Origin of the sequence: Thalassovita litoralis, assembly GCF_900182725.1 — a bacterium.
Classification (GTDB): domain Bacteria; phylum Pseudomonadota; class Alphaproteobacteria; order Rhodobacterales; family Rhodobacteraceae; genus Thalassobius; species Thalassobius litoralis.
The window spans coordinates 36,832-54,666 of record NZ_FXTO01000017.1 but is presented as its reverse complement, the minus strand read 5'-3'; the positions used below and the strand labels follow the sequence as shown (position 1 = coordinate 54,666).

The 17,835-nt window shown below is 61.1% G+C and carries 12 protein-coding genes; 5 read left to right on the top strand and 7 right to left on the bottom strand.

What is annotated here, in order from left to right:
- Window positions 1-2: 2 nt before the first annotated feature.
- Both FN828_RS13070 and FN828_RS13065 read left to right on the top strand, forming a co-directional pair.
- Window positions 3-1,322 carry an efflux RND transporter periplasmic adaptor subunit gene (locus FN828_RS13070; RefSeq protein WP_142493920.1) on the top strand — a complete coding sequence of 440 codons (1,320 nt, stop codon included), beginning with the start codon at window positions 3-5 and terminating at the stop codon, window positions 1,320-1,322.
- The gene (locus FN828_RS13065; protein WP_142493919.1) at window positions 1,319-4,414 is read left to right on the top strand and encodes an efflux RND transporter permease subunit; all 3,096 of its coding nucleotides are present in this window, start codon (window positions 1,319-1,321) and stop codon (window positions 4,412-4,414) included. Before FN828_RS13070 ends, FN828_RS13065 begins: the two co-directional genes overlap by 4 nt.
- 34 nt (window positions 4,415-4,448) lie before the next feature.
- Here FN828_RS13065 and FN828_RS13060 read toward each other — a convergent pair whose 3' ends face one another.
- Window positions 4,449-5,342: a LysR substrate-binding domain-containing protein gene (locus FN828_RS13060; protein ID WP_142493918.1), complete on the bottom strand. Its 894-nt coding sequence runs from the start codon at window positions 5,340-5,342 to the stop codon at window positions 4,449-4,451.
- Window positions 5,343-5,498: 156 nt separating this feature from the next.
- On the opposite strand from FN828_RS13060, the gene FN828_RS13055 reads away from it, so the two are divergent.
- Window positions 5,499-6,725, top strand: coding sequence for an aromatic ring-hydroxylating oxygenase subunit alpha (locus FN828_RS13055; RefSeq protein WP_142493917.1), 1,227 nt, complete (start codon window positions 5,499-5,501; stop codon window positions 6,723-6,725).
- 3 nt (window positions 6,726-6,728) lie between these two features.
- The gene (locus tag FN828_RS13050; RefSeq protein WP_142493916.1) at window positions 6,729-7,802 is read left to right on the top strand and encodes a hybrid-cluster NAD(P)-dependent oxidoreductase; all 1,074 of its coding nucleotides are present in this window, start codon (window positions 6,729-6,731) and stop codon (window positions 7,800-7,802) included.
- Between the two features lie 39 nt (window positions 7,803-7,841).
- Here the strand turns inward: FN828_RS13050 and FN828_RS13045 are convergent, their stop codons facing one another.
- The 4 genes from FN828_RS13045 to FN828_RS13030 are packed head-to-tail and all read right to left on the bottom strand — an operon-like array spanning window position 7,842 to window position 13,609.
- Window positions 7,842-9,821: an oxidoreductase gene (locus FN828_RS13045; RefSeq protein WP_142493915.1), complete on the bottom strand. Its 1,980-nt coding sequence runs from the start codon at window positions 9,819-9,821 to the stop codon at window positions 7,842-7,844.
- The gene (locus FN828_RS13040; RefSeq protein ID WP_142493914.1) at window positions 9,818-10,549 is read right to left on the bottom strand and encodes an NAD(P)-binding domain-containing protein; all 732 of its coding nucleotides are present in this window, start codon (window positions 10,547-10,549) and stop codon (window positions 9,818-9,820) included. Before FN828_RS13040 ends, FN828_RS13045 begins: the two co-directional genes overlap by 4 nt.
- Window positions 10,546-11,562, bottom strand: a complete 1,017-nt coding sequence (locus FN828_RS13035) for a trans-3-hydroxy-L-proline dehydratase (RefSeq protein ID WP_142493913.1) — start codon at window positions 11,560-11,562, stop codon at window positions 10,546-10,548. The genes FN828_RS13040 and FN828_RS13035 overlap by 4 nt, the downstream gene beginning before the upstream one ends.
- A 1-nt stretch (window position 11,563) precedes the next feature.
- Window positions 11,564-13,609, bottom strand: coding sequence for an NADH:flavin oxidoreductase (locus tag FN828_RS13030; protein ID WP_142493912.1), 2,046 nt, complete (start codon window positions 13,607-13,609; stop codon window positions 11,564-11,566).
- A gap of 116 nt (window positions 13,610-13,725) precedes the next feature.
- Between FN828_RS13030 and FN828_RS13025 the strand changes: the two genes are divergently transcribed.
- Window positions 13,726-14,370: a TetR/AcrR family transcriptional regulator gene (locus FN828_RS13025; protein WP_142493911.1), complete on the top strand. Its 645-nt coding sequence runs from the start codon at window positions 13,726-13,728 to the stop codon at window positions 14,368-14,370.
- A gap of 37 nt (window positions 14,371-14,407) precedes the next feature.
- Here the strand turns inward: FN828_RS13025 and FN828_RS13020 are convergent, their stop codons facing one another.
- Both FN828_RS13020 and FN828_RS13015 read right to left on the bottom strand, forming a co-directional pair.
- Entirely contained in the window at window positions 14,408-16,618 is a 2,211-nt protein-coding gene (locus FN828_RS13020; protein WP_142493910.1) for a hybrid sensor histidine kinase/response regulator, read from the bottom strand.
- Between the two features lie 5 nt (window positions 16,619-16,623).
- A complete protein-coding gene (locus FN828_RS13015) occupies window positions 16,624-17,805 on the bottom strand; it encodes an FIST N-terminal domain-containing protein (protein ID WP_142493909.1) in 1,182 nt (393 codons plus the stop codon).
- Between the last annotated feature and the right edge of the window lie 30 nt (window positions 17,806-17,835).

The window sequence follows — 17,835 nt, the reverse complement described above, 5'->3', positions numbered from 1 at the left end:
CGATGGCGCGCTGGTCTGTTTTGCTTGCAATCCCTCCGGTCTTGGCAGGGGCGGCCACGGCGGCGTGGCTGATTTCAACCGCCCCCGGCCCGGCACAGGAAGATCGCGCCGCTGATGGTCTGGCGGTCAGGGTGGCAGCGGTGGTGCCTCAGGATATTGCCCCGGTGGTGCGGGGCTGGGGCAGCGTGCGGGCGGCAACCACATGGGCCGCGATTGCCGAAGTGCGGGGGCAGGTGATTTGGCGGCATCCCGATCTGGAGGCGGGTAAGTTGATCGCCGCCGGGACAGAAGTGCTAAAGATCGACCCCACGGATTATGAACTGGCGATTGCCCAAGGGCAGGCGGACCTGAGTGCATTATCCGCCGAGGAAACCCAGCTTCGGGCGGAACAGGACAACACCCGCCGCATTCTGACGCTGGAAAGCGAACGCTTGCAGATTGCGCAGGCAGACCTGACGCGCACCCGGAATCTGGTAGCACAAGGCGTTGCCCCGCAAACCCGTGCGGACGAGGCGGAAAAGGCGGAGCTGCAAATTCGCCGCGTGGTGACGGAATTGCAAAACAGTCTGGACCTGATCCCGGCGCGGCTGGAACGCTTGGCGGCGCAACAGGCCCGCACCAAAGCCGCGATTGGCCGCGCCCGGCGCGATTTGGACCACAGCGTTTTAAAAGCGCCGTTCGATGTGCGGATCGGCGCCGTTGGGGCGGAACTGTATCAATCTGTATCTGTCGGGCAAATGCTGGTGCAGGCAAATGGCGTTGCCCGCGCCGAGGTGGTGGTGCAGGTGCCGCTGACCGCGTTCCGGCGGCTGTTGGTGCCGATGGACGGGGCAGGGGATGCGTTGACGGCAATCGGGGCGGGACCGTCCGGGCGGATGGCGGCGCAGTTGCATCCGTTGATTGATCCGGCCCAGTTCTGGCAGGCCACGGTCAGCCGTGTCGAAGGCGCATTGGACCCCAAGGCCCGGACCGTGCCGGTCGTGGTGACGGTGGATAACCCCTATGCCGATGCCGCGCCGCCGGTGCGGTTGCCCTTGGTGCCGAATATGCAGGTCGAAGTGGCGCTGACAGGCGCACCGCTGCACGATGTGATCACCATCCCCGAAGGCGCCTTGCATGGGGGCACTGTGTATGTGGTGTCGCCGGGGGATCAGTTGGAGCTACGGCCTGTGTCGGTGGCATTCCGGCAGGATGGCGTGGTGGTGTTGCGCGATGGGCTGGCCACGGGCGAACGCATTGTTCTGGATGATATTGCTCCGGCCTTGCCGGGCATGGCGCTGCATCCGGTTTCGGCGGCAGATACGCAAGAGGCCACAAAATGATCCGCTGGTTTACGGGCCATCCGACTGCGGCCAACCTGTTGCTGCTGGTGTTTATCGCGGCGGGGACGTTTGCCGCGCCCACATTGTTGCGTGAAACCTTTCCCGATTTTCGCCCGGTCGAGGCGGAAATCACCGTTCCCTATCGCGGGGCTGCGGCGGGGGATGTGGAAACCGCCATTTGCGCCCCGTTGTGGGATGCGGTGCAGGGGGTGGAAAACCTTGAGACGCTGAACTGTGTTGCGCGGGATAATATGGTGCGGGCGGTGGCGACGATGGAACCGGCGGGCGATGCACTGCGTTTTGTCAACAGCCTGCGCACCGAGGTATCCGCGATTGACACCTTTCCAGCCCGTGCCGATCCCGCAATCGTGCGCGAATTGCACCGGACGGATTTGGTGACATCGGTTGCCATTCATGGCGATGTGCCGCTGGAACAGTTGGACCTGTACGCGGATGGATTGGCGGATCGGCTGTCTGCCCTGCCGGATGTGGCCAAGGTGCTGCCATCGGGCGTGGGCGTGCGGACGCTTTCGGTGCTGCCGGATCGTGCGGTTTTGGCGCAGCATGGGCTGACGGCCGAAGGGCTGGCGCAGATCATCGGGGCGCAAAGCCTTGATTTGCCTGCGGGACGGATCGAAACCCCGGCCAGCGATCTGACCCTGCGCTTTACCGCCGAAGCCCGTGCAATCGAAACCTTGGGGGCTTTGCCGGTCCTGACGCTGGCGGATGGCGCGGTTTTGCGTCTAGCAGAAATGGCGCGGATCACTGAAACCTTTGAACCGGCCGAGGACCGGGCCTTGATCAATGGCCGCCCCGCGATCCTGTTGGATATTCATAAACCGCTGGAGGCCGACGCCCTGCGGGCCTTGGACAGTGTGCAGGGCCTAGTCACGACTGAAAATACTCGCTTACCCGATACCCTGCGGGTCGAGGTGGTGCAGGATGTGACCTCGATCATTCGGGACCGGCTGGCGATGCTGGTGAAAAACGGCGTCATGGGGCTGGTGCTGGTTGTCATCGTGATGAGCCTGTTTTTCCGCCCCGGTTATGCGATCTGGGCGGCGATGGGGCTGCCGGTGGCGTTTCTGGGGGCGTTCGTGTGGATGTCCTTAACGGGGCTGAGCCTGAACATGATCACGCTGGTGGCGTTGCTGATGGCGATCGGGATCGTGATGGACGATTCCATCGTGCTGTCAGATTCAATCGCCGTTCACGCGGGAAATGGGATCAGTCTGGAAAGCGTCACAGCCGGGGTTATGGCGGTTGCGCCCGGCGTGTTGTCGTCGTTTCTGACCACGGTTTCGGTGTTTTTGCCGCTGTCTTTCCTGTCCGGGGATCTGGGTGCGGTGCTGGAGGTACTGCCGCTGGTATTGCTGGCTGCGTTGGCTGCCAGTCTGGTCGAGGCCTTTTTGATCCTGCCGCACCACCTGAAAGACGGGTTGCATAAAATGACGGGCGCGCCGTCGCGGTTTCGGGTGGCATTTGATGCGGCGTTCGACGCTATGCGCGAACGTGGGATCGGGCGTCTGGCCGATACCGCAATCCGCCTGCGCTGGCTGGTGCTGGGGCTGGCCATTGGGGCGCTGATTGCCACCGTGGGCGCATTGCGCGGCGGGGTGGTGAAACGCGATGCCATGCCCGAAATTGATGGCGATGTGCTAGAGGCCCGCTTGATGCTGCCCGCTGGAACGCCGCTGGCGCGAACCGAAGCCGCCGTGGCGCAGGTCGAAGCGGCCTTGGCGCGGGTGAACGCGGCGCTGACCCCGGATCAGCCGGACGGGCAACCTTTGGTGCAGCGGACCATCACTAAAATGGGGCGCAACCTGTCGGCGGGGGAAACCGGGCCGCATGTGGCAACCGTGTCCACCGATCTGTTGTCGGCGGAAATCAGGGGGACAACGCTGGATGAACTGATCAGCGCGTGGCGTCAGGAAATCGGGCCGTTGCCCGGCGTGTCGTCGCTGATCCTGACGGAACCGGGGATGGGGCCGCAGGGGATCGCGGTGGAATTGCGCCTGTCGCATCCCGATCTGTCGGTTCTGGAAACCGCTGGCCGCTCCACGTTGGCCGAGGTGCAGCGCTATGTCGGTGTGCGCAACGCCATGCTGGACCTGCGACCGGGCAAGCCCGAACTGCAATTGCAACTGGCACCGGGGGCGCGGACCTTGGGGTTGACGGCGGCCACTGTCGCGGGGCAGTTGCGTGCGGCCTATCTGGGAACGCAACTGGCTGATGTGCGGCAGGGGGATTTGCCGTTTGAAATTCTGGTACAGCTTGCCGCCTCGGACCGGGATGCCCGCGCCGATCTGGCGGATTTCACGATCACCTTGCCCGATGGCACAGCCGTGCCGCTGGATACGGTCGTTGAAATCCACGAGGCCCGTGGCTGGGCCACCATCACCCGCCGCAACGGGCTGCGGACGTTGACGGTGCAGGCGGATGTGGACGGGCGGTTTGGCAATGCCGATGCCATCACCGCGCGGATGCGCGACGGGTTCCTGCCATTGCTTGTGGCGCAAACGCCGGGGCTGAGTTTTGAAATTGCCGGGCAGGCGGCCAATTCGGCGGAAACGGTCGGGTCTATTCTGCGTGGGTTCCTGATCGGGATCGTCGGGGTGTATTTGATCCTGTCGTTCCAATTCCGCAGCTATGTTCAGCCTGTGATCGTCATGATCACGATCCCGCTGGCATTTTTGGGGGTGATCTGGGGCCATGTGCTGATGGGCTATAACATTTCCATGCCGTCACTGGTGGGGGCGGCGTCACTGGCCGGGATCGTGGTGAATAACGCCATCCTGCTGGTCGAGGTGATCCGCCGCCAGCTCGGCGAGGGGGCGCAGGTTGCCCGCGCCGCCGGGGCCGCCGTGCGGGCGCGGTTCCGCCCGATTTTCGTATCCGTCTCGACCACGATTTTGGGCATGGCCCCGCTGTTGGCGGAAACGTCCACCCAATCGCAGACGTTGAAACCGCTGGTGATTTCGGTGGTGTTCGGGTTGCTGACCTCGACCGTTTTGGTGCTGCTGGTGCTGCCTGCGCTATATGTGATCCTGTCCGATCTGGGATTGGCGGGCAAAGAAAAGACCGCCAAGTGATCTTGGCGGCCTATTTCGTGGGGGCGCCTGGGATTTAGCCCTGTGGCGGGACGGATTTCACCAGCCAGTTGCGCAGCGTCAGCGCCGCCGCCGGGGCGTGTTTGCGGGTGGAAATATAAAACGCATGTGGTGCGTCAATCTTTTCGGGCAGCATTTGCACAAGCCTGCCGTCCTGAATTAGATGCTGGGTCAGGGTTTCCCACCCCAGCACCGCGCCCATACCATCCTGTGCGGCCTGAAGCGCGATCATGTAGTTGTTGACGTAATGCCCAAAGCCGACGCTGCCATCGTGTCCCAGTTCCTCGCAAAAGCTTTGCCAGCCGGTCCAGCGTTTGTCTGATGCGGTTTGGTGAATGACGGGGCATCGGTGCAGATCATCCAGCGTTGTAACGCCGTGACGGTCCGCGAAACCGGGGGCGGCCAAAACGGTGATCCGATCCCGAAACAGGATTTGGCAATCCCCTTGGGCGATGTCTGGGTCGCCGTAAAAGATATGCAAATCGCTGGGGGCCGATGTGCCGGGCTGATCCGTGACGTTCTGGGCAACCGGGATATCGACATGTTTCGCCCAAAATTTACTCAACCTTGGTGTCAGCCAGAAAGAGGACATGGCGGTGGTTGCTTCGATCGTTACCGCTTCTTGGTCGCTGCGCAGGCGAAGCTGTGACACCGCTTCGGCGATGTGATCAAAGCCGCGTTGAATGGCGACAAACAGCAACGCGCCCGGCTCTGTCAGTTCGACCCCCCGGTGATGGCGCGTGAATAGCGCGATATTCATCTCTGATTCCAAGGATTTGACCTGATGGCTGATGGCTGCGGGGGTAACATTCAGGTCATGCGCGGCCAATTTGAAGCTTTGATGCCGCGCCGCAGATTCAAAACTGGCCAAAGATGTCAAAGACGGCAGATTGCGTTTGTGAAGCGACATGGGGGCGATGTTCCAGCAATTTGACATTAATTCAGTTAATGCAAAGACATTTTTTTTGCGATTGCGCCAGAATGTCAATCTTTCTTAATCGAAGGCAATCGCGCCGGGGTGGTTCCCGGTCATGTTCATTTCCCTTTCTGTTACAGGATAAGCCCCATGACAGTTTCAGATCCGTTGTCGATCCTGCAATCCCGCCGCCCGTGGCATTCGCTGCCGCAGCAGTGCTACACCGATCCCGGCCTTTATCAGCAAGAGATCGAGGCGCTTTGGTCACGCGAATGGATCTTTGCCGCAGCGGGGCCGGAGCTGCCCAAGACCGGCAATTATGTGACCGTCACGATTGGGGCCGCGTCGGTGATCGTCGTGCGCGGGGCCGACGGCATTGCGCGGGCGTTCCACAATTCCTGTCGCCACCGGGGCAGCCGAATCTGTGCGGCGCGCAAGGGGGCTTCGGCCAAATTGGTTTGTCCCTACCACCAGTGGACCTATGATCTGGACGGTCGGCTGTTGTGGGCGCGGGAAATGGGGGCCGATTTCAATCCGGCGGATCACGGGCTGGGTGCGGTGCATTGCCGGGAAATTTCCGGCATGATCTTTATCTGCCTTGCTGAAACCGCGCCGGATACGGCTGCATTGGAACAGGCGGCGGCACGCTATCTGGCCCCGCATGACCTGCCCAATCTGAAGGTCGCGCATCAATCCACGATCGTCGAGCAGGCGAATTGGAAGCTGGTGCTGGAAAACAATCGCGAATGTTACCACTGCGGGTCCAACCACCCGTCGCTGTGCGTGACGTTCCCGGACGATCCGAACCTTGTGGGGGCGGATGATTCCACCACCTCGAACGCGGGTCTGGCCCATGTCGAACGGTGCGAGGCCGCAGGCCTGCCCGCGCGGTATCTGATTGACCCATCCGAACAATGGCGTTTTGTCCGCATTCCGTTTCTGGGCGATGCGGTCAGCTATACGATGGATGGCAAGGCGGCCGTGGCGAAACGGATCGGGACGGTGCCGTTTGCCGATGCCGGATCGTGCCTGTATTTCCATTACCCGAACACGTGGAACCATTTCCTGTCCGATCAGGTGCTGACCTTCCGCGTGCTGCCGATCAGCCCCACCGAAACCGAGGTGACAACGACGTGGCTGGTTCACAAGGATGCACAGGAAGGCGTGGATTACGACCTGACCCGCCTGACCGAGGTTTGGATTGCCACCAACAACGAAGACCGTCAGATCGTCGAGGAAAACCAAAAAGGCGTGGCGTCGCCCGGTTACATCCCCGGCCCCTACAGCCAAGTGCAAGAGGGTGGCGTAAATCAGTTCGTGGATTGGTATTGCAACGCTTTCGCCAAGCACCTGACCACCCCAATGGCGGCGGAGTAACCCATGATCCCAATGCCAACCGCAACCACCCCGGTCTGGACCGACGCAGAGCCATTGGAATGCGTGGCCGTCCTGCCCGAGGCACCGGATGTCAAAACCTTTGCCTTCCGTCCGCCATCGGGGGGAACCTTTGTCTATAAGGCGGGGCAATTCATCACGCTGGACCTGCCGGTGCCGGGCGGCAATGTGCAGCGGACCTATACGATTTCATCCTCGCCGGTGACGAATGCCTATCTGACGGTCACGGTAAAGGCACAGCCCGGTTCGGTGGGAACGCGCTGGATGCTGGACCATTTGACGCCGGGAATGCAGATACGCGCCTATGGTCCGGCTGGGCTGTTCCATCTGCCGCCCCGGCCCGAAGGCAAGTACCTGTTCATTTCCGCAGGGTCCGGCGTAACGCCGATGATGTCGATGGCGTCCACCCTGTTTGAACGTGGGGAATCGCCGGATATTTGCTTTGTCCAATGCGCCAAGCGTCCGCTGGACCTGATTTTCCGCCGCAAGCTGGAATTCATGGCCGGGCGGGCATCGGGGCTGAAGCTGCATTTCGTGGTCGAAGATTCCGATCCTTACGAGGTCTGGACGGGCTATCGCGGGCAGTTGAATCAGCTCATGCTGGGCCTGATGTGCAACGATTATCTGGAACGTGACGTTTATTGCTGCGGTCCCGAAGGCTTCATGACAGCCGTGCGGGAAATCCTGAACTCGCTGGGCTTTGACATGGACCGCTATCATCAGGAATCCTTTGCGGCCCCGGCGGAAACGCAGGCCGAAATGACCGAGTTTGACGACGTGGTTCCCGAGGATGACGCCAAGGCGGAAATCGTCTTTGCCAAGTCCGGGAAATCGGTCGTGTGCCGTGAAACCGATACGGTGCTGCAAATGGCACGGGCGCAGCATTTGCCGATCCCGTCGGGCTGTACCTTTGGCCTGTGTGGCACCTGTAAGGTGCGCAAACTATCCGGCGAGGTGGTGATGGTCCACAACGGCGGCATCACCGAGGAAGAGATCGAAGACGGCTATATTCTGGCCTGCTGTTCCAACCCGATTGGCCGGGTCGAGGTCGAATTGTAATGCGAAACCCCCGGCCCATATCAGGGCCGGGGGTTTTGATCAAAGCGACAGTCCCAGTTTTCGCCCCTCATATATGGCGGCGGCGGCTGATCTGGGGGCTTGTGCATCCCCGATCAACAGCGGGACCATCCCCATATCATGCAGCGCATCCGGCAGGGAATGATCCGCCCGCGGTGTGGTGGACAGCACCAGCGCATCGGCGGTGATCTGGAATGGCTCTTGCGTCAGCAGGGATACGCAATCCGCGCCGGTGCCGGTCCATTCGGTAATCGCGCTTTCGCAGACGAACCGCACCCCCAACCGCGCCAAGGCCTGCCGTGCCCCGAAATCGGACGCCATGCGGGCCAGATCGCGGCCTACCATCGCGTCGGGCGTCAGCACCGTCACCTGATGCCCGGCCTGTGCCAGATGCCAGGCGGTGCCGACCCCGCGCCAATGTCCGCCTTCGTCCAGCAACAGAACGTGTTGACCCAATCGCGCCGTGCGCTCCATCACGTCATGCACAGACCAGACATTGCCCCGGTTTATTCCCGGCAATTCGGGAACATGGGGCAGGGTCTTTTGGAACCCGGTTTCCGCAGGCAGGGCGCCAGTGGCCAGAACCACAGTATCGGCACCGATGGCGGCAATCTCGTCTGCTTCCAGATAGGTGTTGAACCGCAGATCGACGCCCAGTTTTTCCAACTGGCGGCTATACCACGCGATCAGGTCGGTGATCTGTCCGCGCCGGGGTTGCAGCCCGGCCAACCGGAATTGCCCACCCGGATCGGGGGCGGCCTCGGCCAATGTCACGCGATGGCCGCGTTCCGCCGCCACCCGCGCACATTCCAGCCCGGCAGGCCCCGCGCCGACGATCAGGACGGATTTGGGGTGTTCCGTTTGGGTGAACGTATCGCCGCCCCACAGATATTCATGCCCAACAGACGGGTTGATCAGGCAGGAAATGTGGTAATCCCGCCCGCGACGGCCCCAGCATTGTTGATTGCAGCTTAGACAACCGCGAATGTCGTCGGTCCGGTCCTGTTCGGCCTTGGATACCAAATAAGGGTCCGCAATCTGCCCGCGCACGATGGACACCAGATCGGCCTGTCCGGCCCCCAGCAGGATATTGGCATTTTCGGGAGTGCGAATGCCGGCCTCGGAAATAATGACGGCAGACAGGCTGGCGGCCTTCAGGCGCTCGGTCAGATCGGCGGTCAGGTTTTCGGGGTATTGAAAGCTGGGGATGATCTTTTGAAAATCCACATAGCTGCCTGCGCCGACGGTGATGTAATCCATCAAACCCGCATCATCATGCAGGCGCAGGATGGTCAGTAATTCGTCCTGCGTGGGGAAAACGCCGGTGTCCTGATCGTCGGACACGGACAGGCCGATGATGAAATCATCGCCACAGGCGGCGCGGATACGGCGCAAAACCTCGCGCGAAAAACGGGTGCGGTTTTCAAGGCTTCCGCCCCAGTCATCGCTGCGCTGATTGGAAAAGGGCGACCAGAACTGATCCAGCAAACAGTTGTAGGCAGCCCAGACCTCGACCCCGTCAAAGCCCGCTTTCTGGCAGCGGATCGCGGCATCCACAAAGGATTGAATGGTTTCCTCGATCTGGGCCGCGGTCATCGGGTGGCTGCCGTCATTGTCATGGTAGCTTGGCCCGCCCGAGGGCGACCAGGGCGCGTGCCAGCTATTGTCCCAATCACCATGCGCACCAACGTGGTAAAGCTGTTGGATCATCACCGTGTCATGGGCATGGCAGGCATCCGTGATGCGGCGAAAGCCGGGGATCACGTCATCAGACCCCACCCGGAAATTGCCACGCGTCAGCACGGCGGCGGGATGCACGGGCATGGGTTCCACCGTGATCATCGCCGCCCCGCCACGGGCGCGTTCCAGATAATAACCAAGATGCTGATCGCCCGGCAGCCCATCCTGCGCCATATTCGCCGTATGCGCCCCGAACACGATCCGGTTTTTCAGCGTCTTGTGCCGCAATTGCAGCGGGGCAAAGACATGCGGCAGGCTCACGCGTCACGCTCCAGCGTGTTCAGGCCTTCGGTCAGGGCCGCGCCTGTCCCTGCGGTTTCCATATGCTGACGCAGGCGCTGGTTATAGCCGCCTTCGGTGTTCAGTGCGGAAATCAGTTCAATCGCCGGGGTGTTGTGCAGGCTGGAGGTCACAAGAACACGCAGGAACGCTTCGCCCTGTGCGGGATCGTCTACCCGGTCCGCCAGCCATTGCGCGGCATCGTCCACCATTCGCGCCACGGGCGACAGCACGGCCTGCGCACATAGATAGGCCGACAGTTCTTCGGCGTTTTTCAGCGGATACAGGGTATTGCGGTCGCCAAACAATCGGCCCACAAGATCGGCATCGCCCTGCATCATCAGCGGGCTGCCGCCCTGCGCGATACCGGGAAAGGGCATCATCACGGCAGCCCCCTGCGCGGGGGCGACCAGCGTGGCGACCTCGTCCAGCGGGACACCGGCCATCACGGAAATCACCTGTTGATCCGGGCGGAACGTCAGGTCAGGCAGAACCGTGCGCCCCACATCGGCCATCAGCCCCACGATCACCACATCGCTTTGGTCCAGAACGCCCTGATTATCCGCGATCAGCACATTGGCAAAGGTTTCTGACAGCGCCCGCGCCCTGTTTGCGCTGCGGTTGGATACGGTGATCTGGTGGTCATCCTGCGCAATGCCACGCACGACGGCGCTGGTGATTGTGCCGGTTCCAAGGATACCAATTTTCATTTTACCCCCCAAGTGTCGCTGAGTTTATATCCGCCGGGCCACGGGTCATCCGGGTCCAGCATGTGTTGATGAATGCCCGTGATCCAGCCCCGCCCTGATATTTCAGGGATAATGGCCGGGGTTCCGTTCAGGTCGACAGTCCCCGCAATGCGCCCGTCAAATCGGCTGTCGATGATAGAGCGGCATTCCAGCCCATCGCCAACCGCCATTTGCCCCCGCGCCGCCATGACCGCCATCCGGGCGGAAACACAGGTTCCGGTGGGGGACCGGTCAATCTTGCCGGGCTGAATGGCAACGGCGTGGCGGGTCTGGCCGTTTTGCACCGGCGTCACGAACCCGCAAAAGCTGATATGCGTCCAATCGGGATTGGTGGGGTGGCTGAACCCCAGTTGTTCATTCGCGGCATTGGTGATTTTCACACCAAGGCGGGCCAGATCGGCGGCTTCGTCGGGGGTGATCGAAAATCCCAGCGCGGGGGCGTCGACCAGCACGAAACTATCGCCGCCAAATGCGGTGTCGATGGTAATCGTGCCCAGTCCCGCGACCTCTAACTTTGCATCCAGATGTTGCGCGAAAGAGGGCAGGTTTTGCACGGTGATCCGCTGCGCCTTACCGTTCGCACAATCGGCCCGCACCCGGACCAGCCCGCCGGGGGCTTCCAGCGTCAGTTCAGTGACGGGTTCCACCATTGGAATGATCCCGCCATCCAGCAACACGGTAGACACACAGATGGAATTGGACCCGGACATGGGCGGGGTGTCTTCGGGTTCCATGATGATAAAGGCGGCATCGGCGTCCGGGTGTTTGGGCGGCACCAGCAGATTTACATGCCGGAACACACCGCCCCGCGGTTCATTCAGAACGAAATTGCGCAGGGTTTCATCCTGCGCAATCCATTTGCGTTGGTCCCACAGGGTTGCACCGGGGGGCGGGGTAACGCCCCCCACGATCACGTCCCCAACTTCGCCCTCGGCATGGCAGGAAATGACGTGAACGGTTTTGGTGCTGCGCATGTCAGATGTCCTTCATCAGGCGCAGCGCGTCATAGATTGCCGCGTGGGTGTTGCGGGCGCTGACGGCATCGCCGATGCGGTACAGCTTGAACGCGCCGTCTGCATTGCGCACAACGTCCTGTGTCTGTCCGTCGATCAGGGCATCGTAATCCACCGCGCCCCCGTTTGATGACAGCGGTTTCAGATCGAAATACAGATCGTCCAAGGGCAGCGTGCCATAGTTCACCACTACCTGATCATAGGTCTTTTCGCTGGTGAAATCGCTGTAATCCGTGCCGATTTTCGCCTTTAGCTGATTGCCATCGCGGCTGACATCCAACAGGCGGCGGGTGACGGTGAATGTCACATCCTTGTCCTGAAGCGCGCGCATATAGGGCACAAGGTTCATCGCCATGATGTCCGGTGCAAATACGCGGTCTGGGGTCATGACCTCGACCTTGCTGCCTGCATTGGCGGCGGTTTCAGCGGCCATCAGGGCAGGGTGGTCGCCGCTTTCGTCATAGATCAGCACGTTCTGGCCGGGTTTCACATCGCCCGCGATGATGTCCCATGCGGTCGTGACCAGATCCTGATCCTTGCCGGTTTCATACAGTTCCACATTGGGCATCCCGCCGGTGGCGACCACCACCACATCGGGGTTCAGGGCGGTGATGTCATCCGCCTCGGCCCAAGTGTTGAAGCGGAATTCCACGTCACGGGCCGCGCATTGGGCCATGCGCCAGTCGATGATGCTGATCATTTCGCGGCGGCGCGGGTTTTGTGCTGTCAGGCGGATTTGCCCGCCGGGATCGGGCTGGGCTTCGAACACGGTGACGTCATGGCCACGTTCGGCGGCAACACGGGCGGCTTCCAGCCCTGCCGGGCCTGCGCCGACGATCACCACCTTTTTGCGGGTCTCTGCCGGGGTGATGTCATGCGGCATGGACAGTTCGCGGCCCGTGGCGGCGTTGTGGATGCACAGGGCCTCGCCCGCCTGATAAATCCGGTCCAGACAATAGGTGGCGCCAACGCAGGGGCGAATATCATCCTCGCGCCCTTCGATGATTTTGCGCACCACATGCGGATCGGCCATATGCGCCCGCGTCATCCCCACCATATCCAGCAGCCCCGAGGCAACGGCATGGCGCGCCGTGGCGACATCGGGGATTTTTGCCGCGTGGAAGGTGGGCATTCCCGTGGCAGCCCGCACCGCGCCAGCAAAATCCAGATGCGGCGCGTTTTTCATGCCCTGAACCGGGATCATATCCGTCATCGCCGGGTCCGTGTGAATGCGCCCGCGCACCACGTTCAGGAAATCCACCATGCCGCTGTCTTTTAGCCGCTTGGAAATTTCGATCCCTTCTTCGGGGGTGATGCCGCGATCCTGCATTTCATCGGCGGTATAGCGAACCCCCACGATGAAATCATCGCCCACGCGTTTGCGGATGCCGCCCAGCACATCCATCAGCATCTTCATTCGGCTGTCCAGCGTTTGCCCGCCATAGGGGCCATCCAGATCGTTGGTGATGGGCGACCAGAATTGATCCAGCAGGTGCCCGTAGATCTGCAATTCGATCCCGTCCATGCCCCCGGCCTTCATCCGTTCGGTGGCATCTGCGAAATCGGTGATGATGCGTTCGATATCCCAATCCTCGGCCAGTTTGGGAAAGGCGCGGTGCGCCGGTTCGCGGTGTTTGGACGACGAAACCGACGGCAGCCAGTTGCCCTTGTTCCATCCGGTGCGGCGGCCAAGGTGGGTGAGCTGGATCATCACCGCACAGCCATGATCGTGGCAGGCATCGGTCAGTTGTTTGATCCACGGCACCACCTCGTCCTTGTAGGCCAGGATGTTGTTGAACACCGGCGGGCTGTCCTTGGACACGGCGGCGCTGCCTGCGGTCATGGCCAGCGCCACACCGGCCTTGGCGCGTTCCGCGTGATAGGCGGCATAACGCGCCTTGGGCATCCCGTCTTCGGGATAGGCGGGTTCATGGCTGGTGGTCATGATCCGGTTGCGCAGGGTCAGGTGTTTCAACTGATAGGGCTGAAGTAGGGGATCGTTGGACATGGGATGCTCCGTCTTGTTGAAAAGAGGATTCCAGATAATGTACATATCTGTCAAGTTTTCATTCACTGCTGTCTATTTTATTGCGAAACCTAAAATAACCGCGTAAGTTCAAGGCCATGACACAGGCAAAAACAGATGCATCAGGCGAAAACGCAACCGGGTGGCGCGGATCAAAAGACCTGTGGCTGGACGCGGCGCAAAATGCGTTTGTTGATTCCGGTCTGGACGCGGTGAAAATCCAGCCACTTGCCAGCCAGTTGGACCTGTCCCGCACCAGTTTTTACTGGTTCTTCAAAGATCGCGCCGCGCTGCTGGATGCGCTGCTGGAACGCTGGGAAACCACCAACACCGGCAGCCTTGTCGCCGCGACCGAAGCCTATGCCGAAACCATATCCGAAGCGGTGCTGAACCTGATTGGCATCTTTCTGGATGATGGCCCGTTCCGGTCGCGGTTCGATCTGGCCGTGCGGGGCTGGGCGCATCAGGACGAAGCGGTTGCCGCGCGGGTCAATGCCGCTGACGCGGTGCGGCTGGATGCGATCCAACGCATGTTCATCCGCTTCGGGTTTGACCACAAAGAGGCCGATGTCCGCGCGCGAACGGTGTATCTGGTGCAGATCGGCTATATCTCGCTTCAGGTACAAGAGGATATGGCAACGCGGATGGAGCGGATGCCCGACTATGTCAAAACCTATACCGGGCAAAATCCGTCTGAACGGGAATTGGCCCGGTTCAGGGCAGCCCATCCTGATCCCCAGTGAGTTCTAAAGCGCGCTTTTTGCGGTGAAGGGGCCGCAATCACACCTGTGCGGGATGGCGCAGGAAATTGCGAAGCTGCGCCGGTTCAATCGGTTTATACATTAGGGGCAGGCCGCTTTGGGCGCAGTCCTGCACCAGTTCCGTTGAACGATTGGCCGATATGATACAGGCAGGCACCATGCCGCAGCGGTCGCGCAGGCGGCGAATGGCATCCAGCCCGTCTTCGCCATCGTCCAGTTGGTAATCCGCCACGATCACATCCGGGGCCATGTCGATTTCGTCCAGCAGGTCCAGCGCCTCTTGGCCGCTTTTGCAGGTCAGCACATCGACAGACCATTGTTCCATCGTGATCGTCAGCGCGTTGCGCAGCTCGTCATCATTTTCGATCAGCAACACCACCAGATTGCTGACGTCATAGGGCAGGGGGCGGCACCCGAACCCGGCCGGTTGCGGTTGGGTGGGCTGTGATCGCGCCAGCGGCAATTCCACGGAAAACACCGTGCCGCGCCCCAGTTCAGACCGCAGTATCAGCGGATGCTGAAGCAAGGCACAGGCCCGGTCCACAATCGCCAGCCCCAGCCCCATACCGTCGGCGGCGCTGGCGGTGGCGTTCAGGCGCTGGAATTCGCCAAATATGCGGTCCTGTTCATCTTCGGGGATGCCGGGGCCGGTATCCCACACCTCGACCCGGACCTTGCCGGGCAGGTGGCGCAACCCCACCAGCACCTTGCCCCGCGCGGTATAGCGCAGCGCGTTTGACATCAGGTTTTGCAGGATACGCCGCAAATAGGTGGCATCGCTGGATACTTCGGCGCGGGTATGGACCACGCGGAAATCCAGTCCCTTGGCCACGCCGGTCGGACGCATTTCATCGTCCAGTTGCCGCAGCATCATGCCCAGATTGACGTTGGAAATATGCGTATGAGCCAGCCCGGAATCCAGTTTGGAAATATCCAGCAATGCCCCCAGAATATTTTCCACGCTTTGCAAGGCGTTGCTGGCCTTGCTCAGCAGGGTTTTGGGTTCCGCGTCGGTGATGTCATTTTCCAGCGATGCGACATACAGCTTGGCCGCCGAAAGCGGTTGCAACAGGTCATGACTGGCCGCTGCCACAAACCGGGATTTGGACGCATTGGCGCGCTCTGCCTCGGCCAGCGCGTCTTCCAGTTCCAGCGTGCGTTCAAAAACCCGATGTTCCAGCGACTCTTTCGCTTCGGTCATGGCGCGGATGGCGGCGCGTTCGGCGGTGATGTCGGTGAAGCTGATCACGAACCCCTTGTCGGGCATTTCCTGCATGAACACCGCCAGCGTCACATCCAGCCCGCGCTGAATTTCAAAGGACAGCGGGATGCGCGGGGTGTCCTCTTCTTCGGACCATTGGACGATATAATCCGGGGTGATCCCGTCCGAAAACGTATAAGATTGGCGGAAATGATCCACGATGGTGGCAAATTTGCTGCCCAGTTGGAACCGCTTCACCTGCACCGATAGCAATTCGCTGACCCGGTGGTTCCAGCCCACCAGCCGCCCGAAACTGTCAAAGATGCACACGCCCTGGCGCAGATGTTCCAGCGTGGCCCGGATCAGCCGCGCCTGATCGTCAATCAGCCGTTCGCGTTCCTGCCGTTCCAGCCGCACAATATCTGTCACATCGGTTTGCAAGATCACCGTCCCACCCGAGGCGGTGCGATGTTCGCTGACCTGAATCCAACGCTTGCCGGTCAGGCGCACATTGAAAATCACGCTGCTGTCCTTGTGCCGCTCCATCCGGCGGGCTTCCCATGTGGCGGCGGTTTCACCGGGGGGCAGGGATAAATAGCGCGATTGGCTGATCTTGCGCACATAATCACGAAAACTCAGCCCCGGTTTCAGCGCCTCGCGGATGTCGCCCATGTGCATCCCGAAGCGGCTGTTACACATCACCATCTTTTCGCGGGCGTCAAACAGCGCGAAGCCTTCCTGAACCGTTTCAATCGCATTCGCCAGATCGGCGCGGGCGGCTTCGGTTTCCTGATTGGCAATCGCCAGCTTGGCGTTGGATTCATTCAACAGGTCCAGCGCCCGGCCCAAATCGCGGGTGCGGGCGCGAACTTCGTCCTCCAGCATCACGGCGCGTTGAAACTGGGTATAGGCCACGCCCGAAGAATCAATATCCTGTTCCACCCGCCGCATCAGGGTGGACACGATTCTCAGCAGTTTTTCGTTCTGCCGTTCCAGTGAATCGTTGCTGTCGATCAGGTCCGGGGTCATGGCAGTCAGGCCTTTGGGGGATAGATGGCAACGCCGGTCAGCGTTTGGTTCACATGGCGCGAATTGATCTGTTCGCCATAGGTGGACAGGCCCACCACATTATATTGCGCCAAAAGATTGGAAAGCTGCCCGGCCTGTTGGCGTTGCTCGGCCTCCATCCGGCGAAAAACGCAGTCAAAGGCGATGATCGAATCCGGTTTGCCACGTTCATTCAGCGCCGCTAGCTGGCCTTCCAGATGTTGTACCATATCGGTCGAGTCCGCCAGCGTCAGAACCACCCCTTCGTCAATGGCGGAAAAGAACACCAGATCGCCATTCGGTTCGACCCGCTGAATGGACCGCACATGATGTTTGCCGCCAATCCGCACCACAACCGGATGCGCGGCAAAGGTGAACGTGGTCAGTTGTTCGGGGTCTTTGCCCAGCATCCGCGCATATTCACGGGCGGCGGGTTCGGCGTTGATTTCATGCACGATCCGGCGGGCCGGGTCTGCGCCGGTCACGACCATGCGCTTTTCGGTGGGGCGCAGGTGGTCGGTGTTGAACACCTCGATTTCGCAATCGGTGCGCAATTGCACCACGATGGCCGCGTTACGATAAGCGACACCGTCATGCAGCACAAAGGTGCGTTCAAACCGATCCCCATCGCCCGCGCTGCCGCCAAACAGCGGCACCGGACCCACGCCCATCGACAGATGCGCGGTCAGCTCGTCCTCGTGCATGGTCAGCCCGTCCACCAGCAGCATCGCGCATTCCGACATCCAGTCAGGGGTTTCGCGGGCCATGTCGTTGCGGCCCCGGATCAGATCGCCGATCAGGTCTTGCTGGTCGTAATCGTCCAGATCGCGGATCAGCAGGGTGCGGGCGCAGAAATGTTCGCGCGGCAGGCCCACGGCGACGATCTGCCCCTCGGAATAGCCCTGACTGCACAATTCCCCGGCGGTGGTGCAGCCGATCACCCGCGCAGGGGCAAAGACGCGGGCGGCGTCTGCCGCCACCGCTGTAATATCCGCATGAGGGGACACGAACAGGATCACCAGTTCCAAATCCTTTGGCCGCAGATGCAGGGCAAGCTGCCGCAGCGCATCCGGCGCAGCAGCCTCTACACAGGCCGAGCGCACGATATCCGGTCCCCCGGTTTCGCACGCCCGAACCAGCGCCCCCGAAAGGTCGCTGCTTTGTTGCATCAGGTACTCCTCCCCTTGGTAACCTGACGG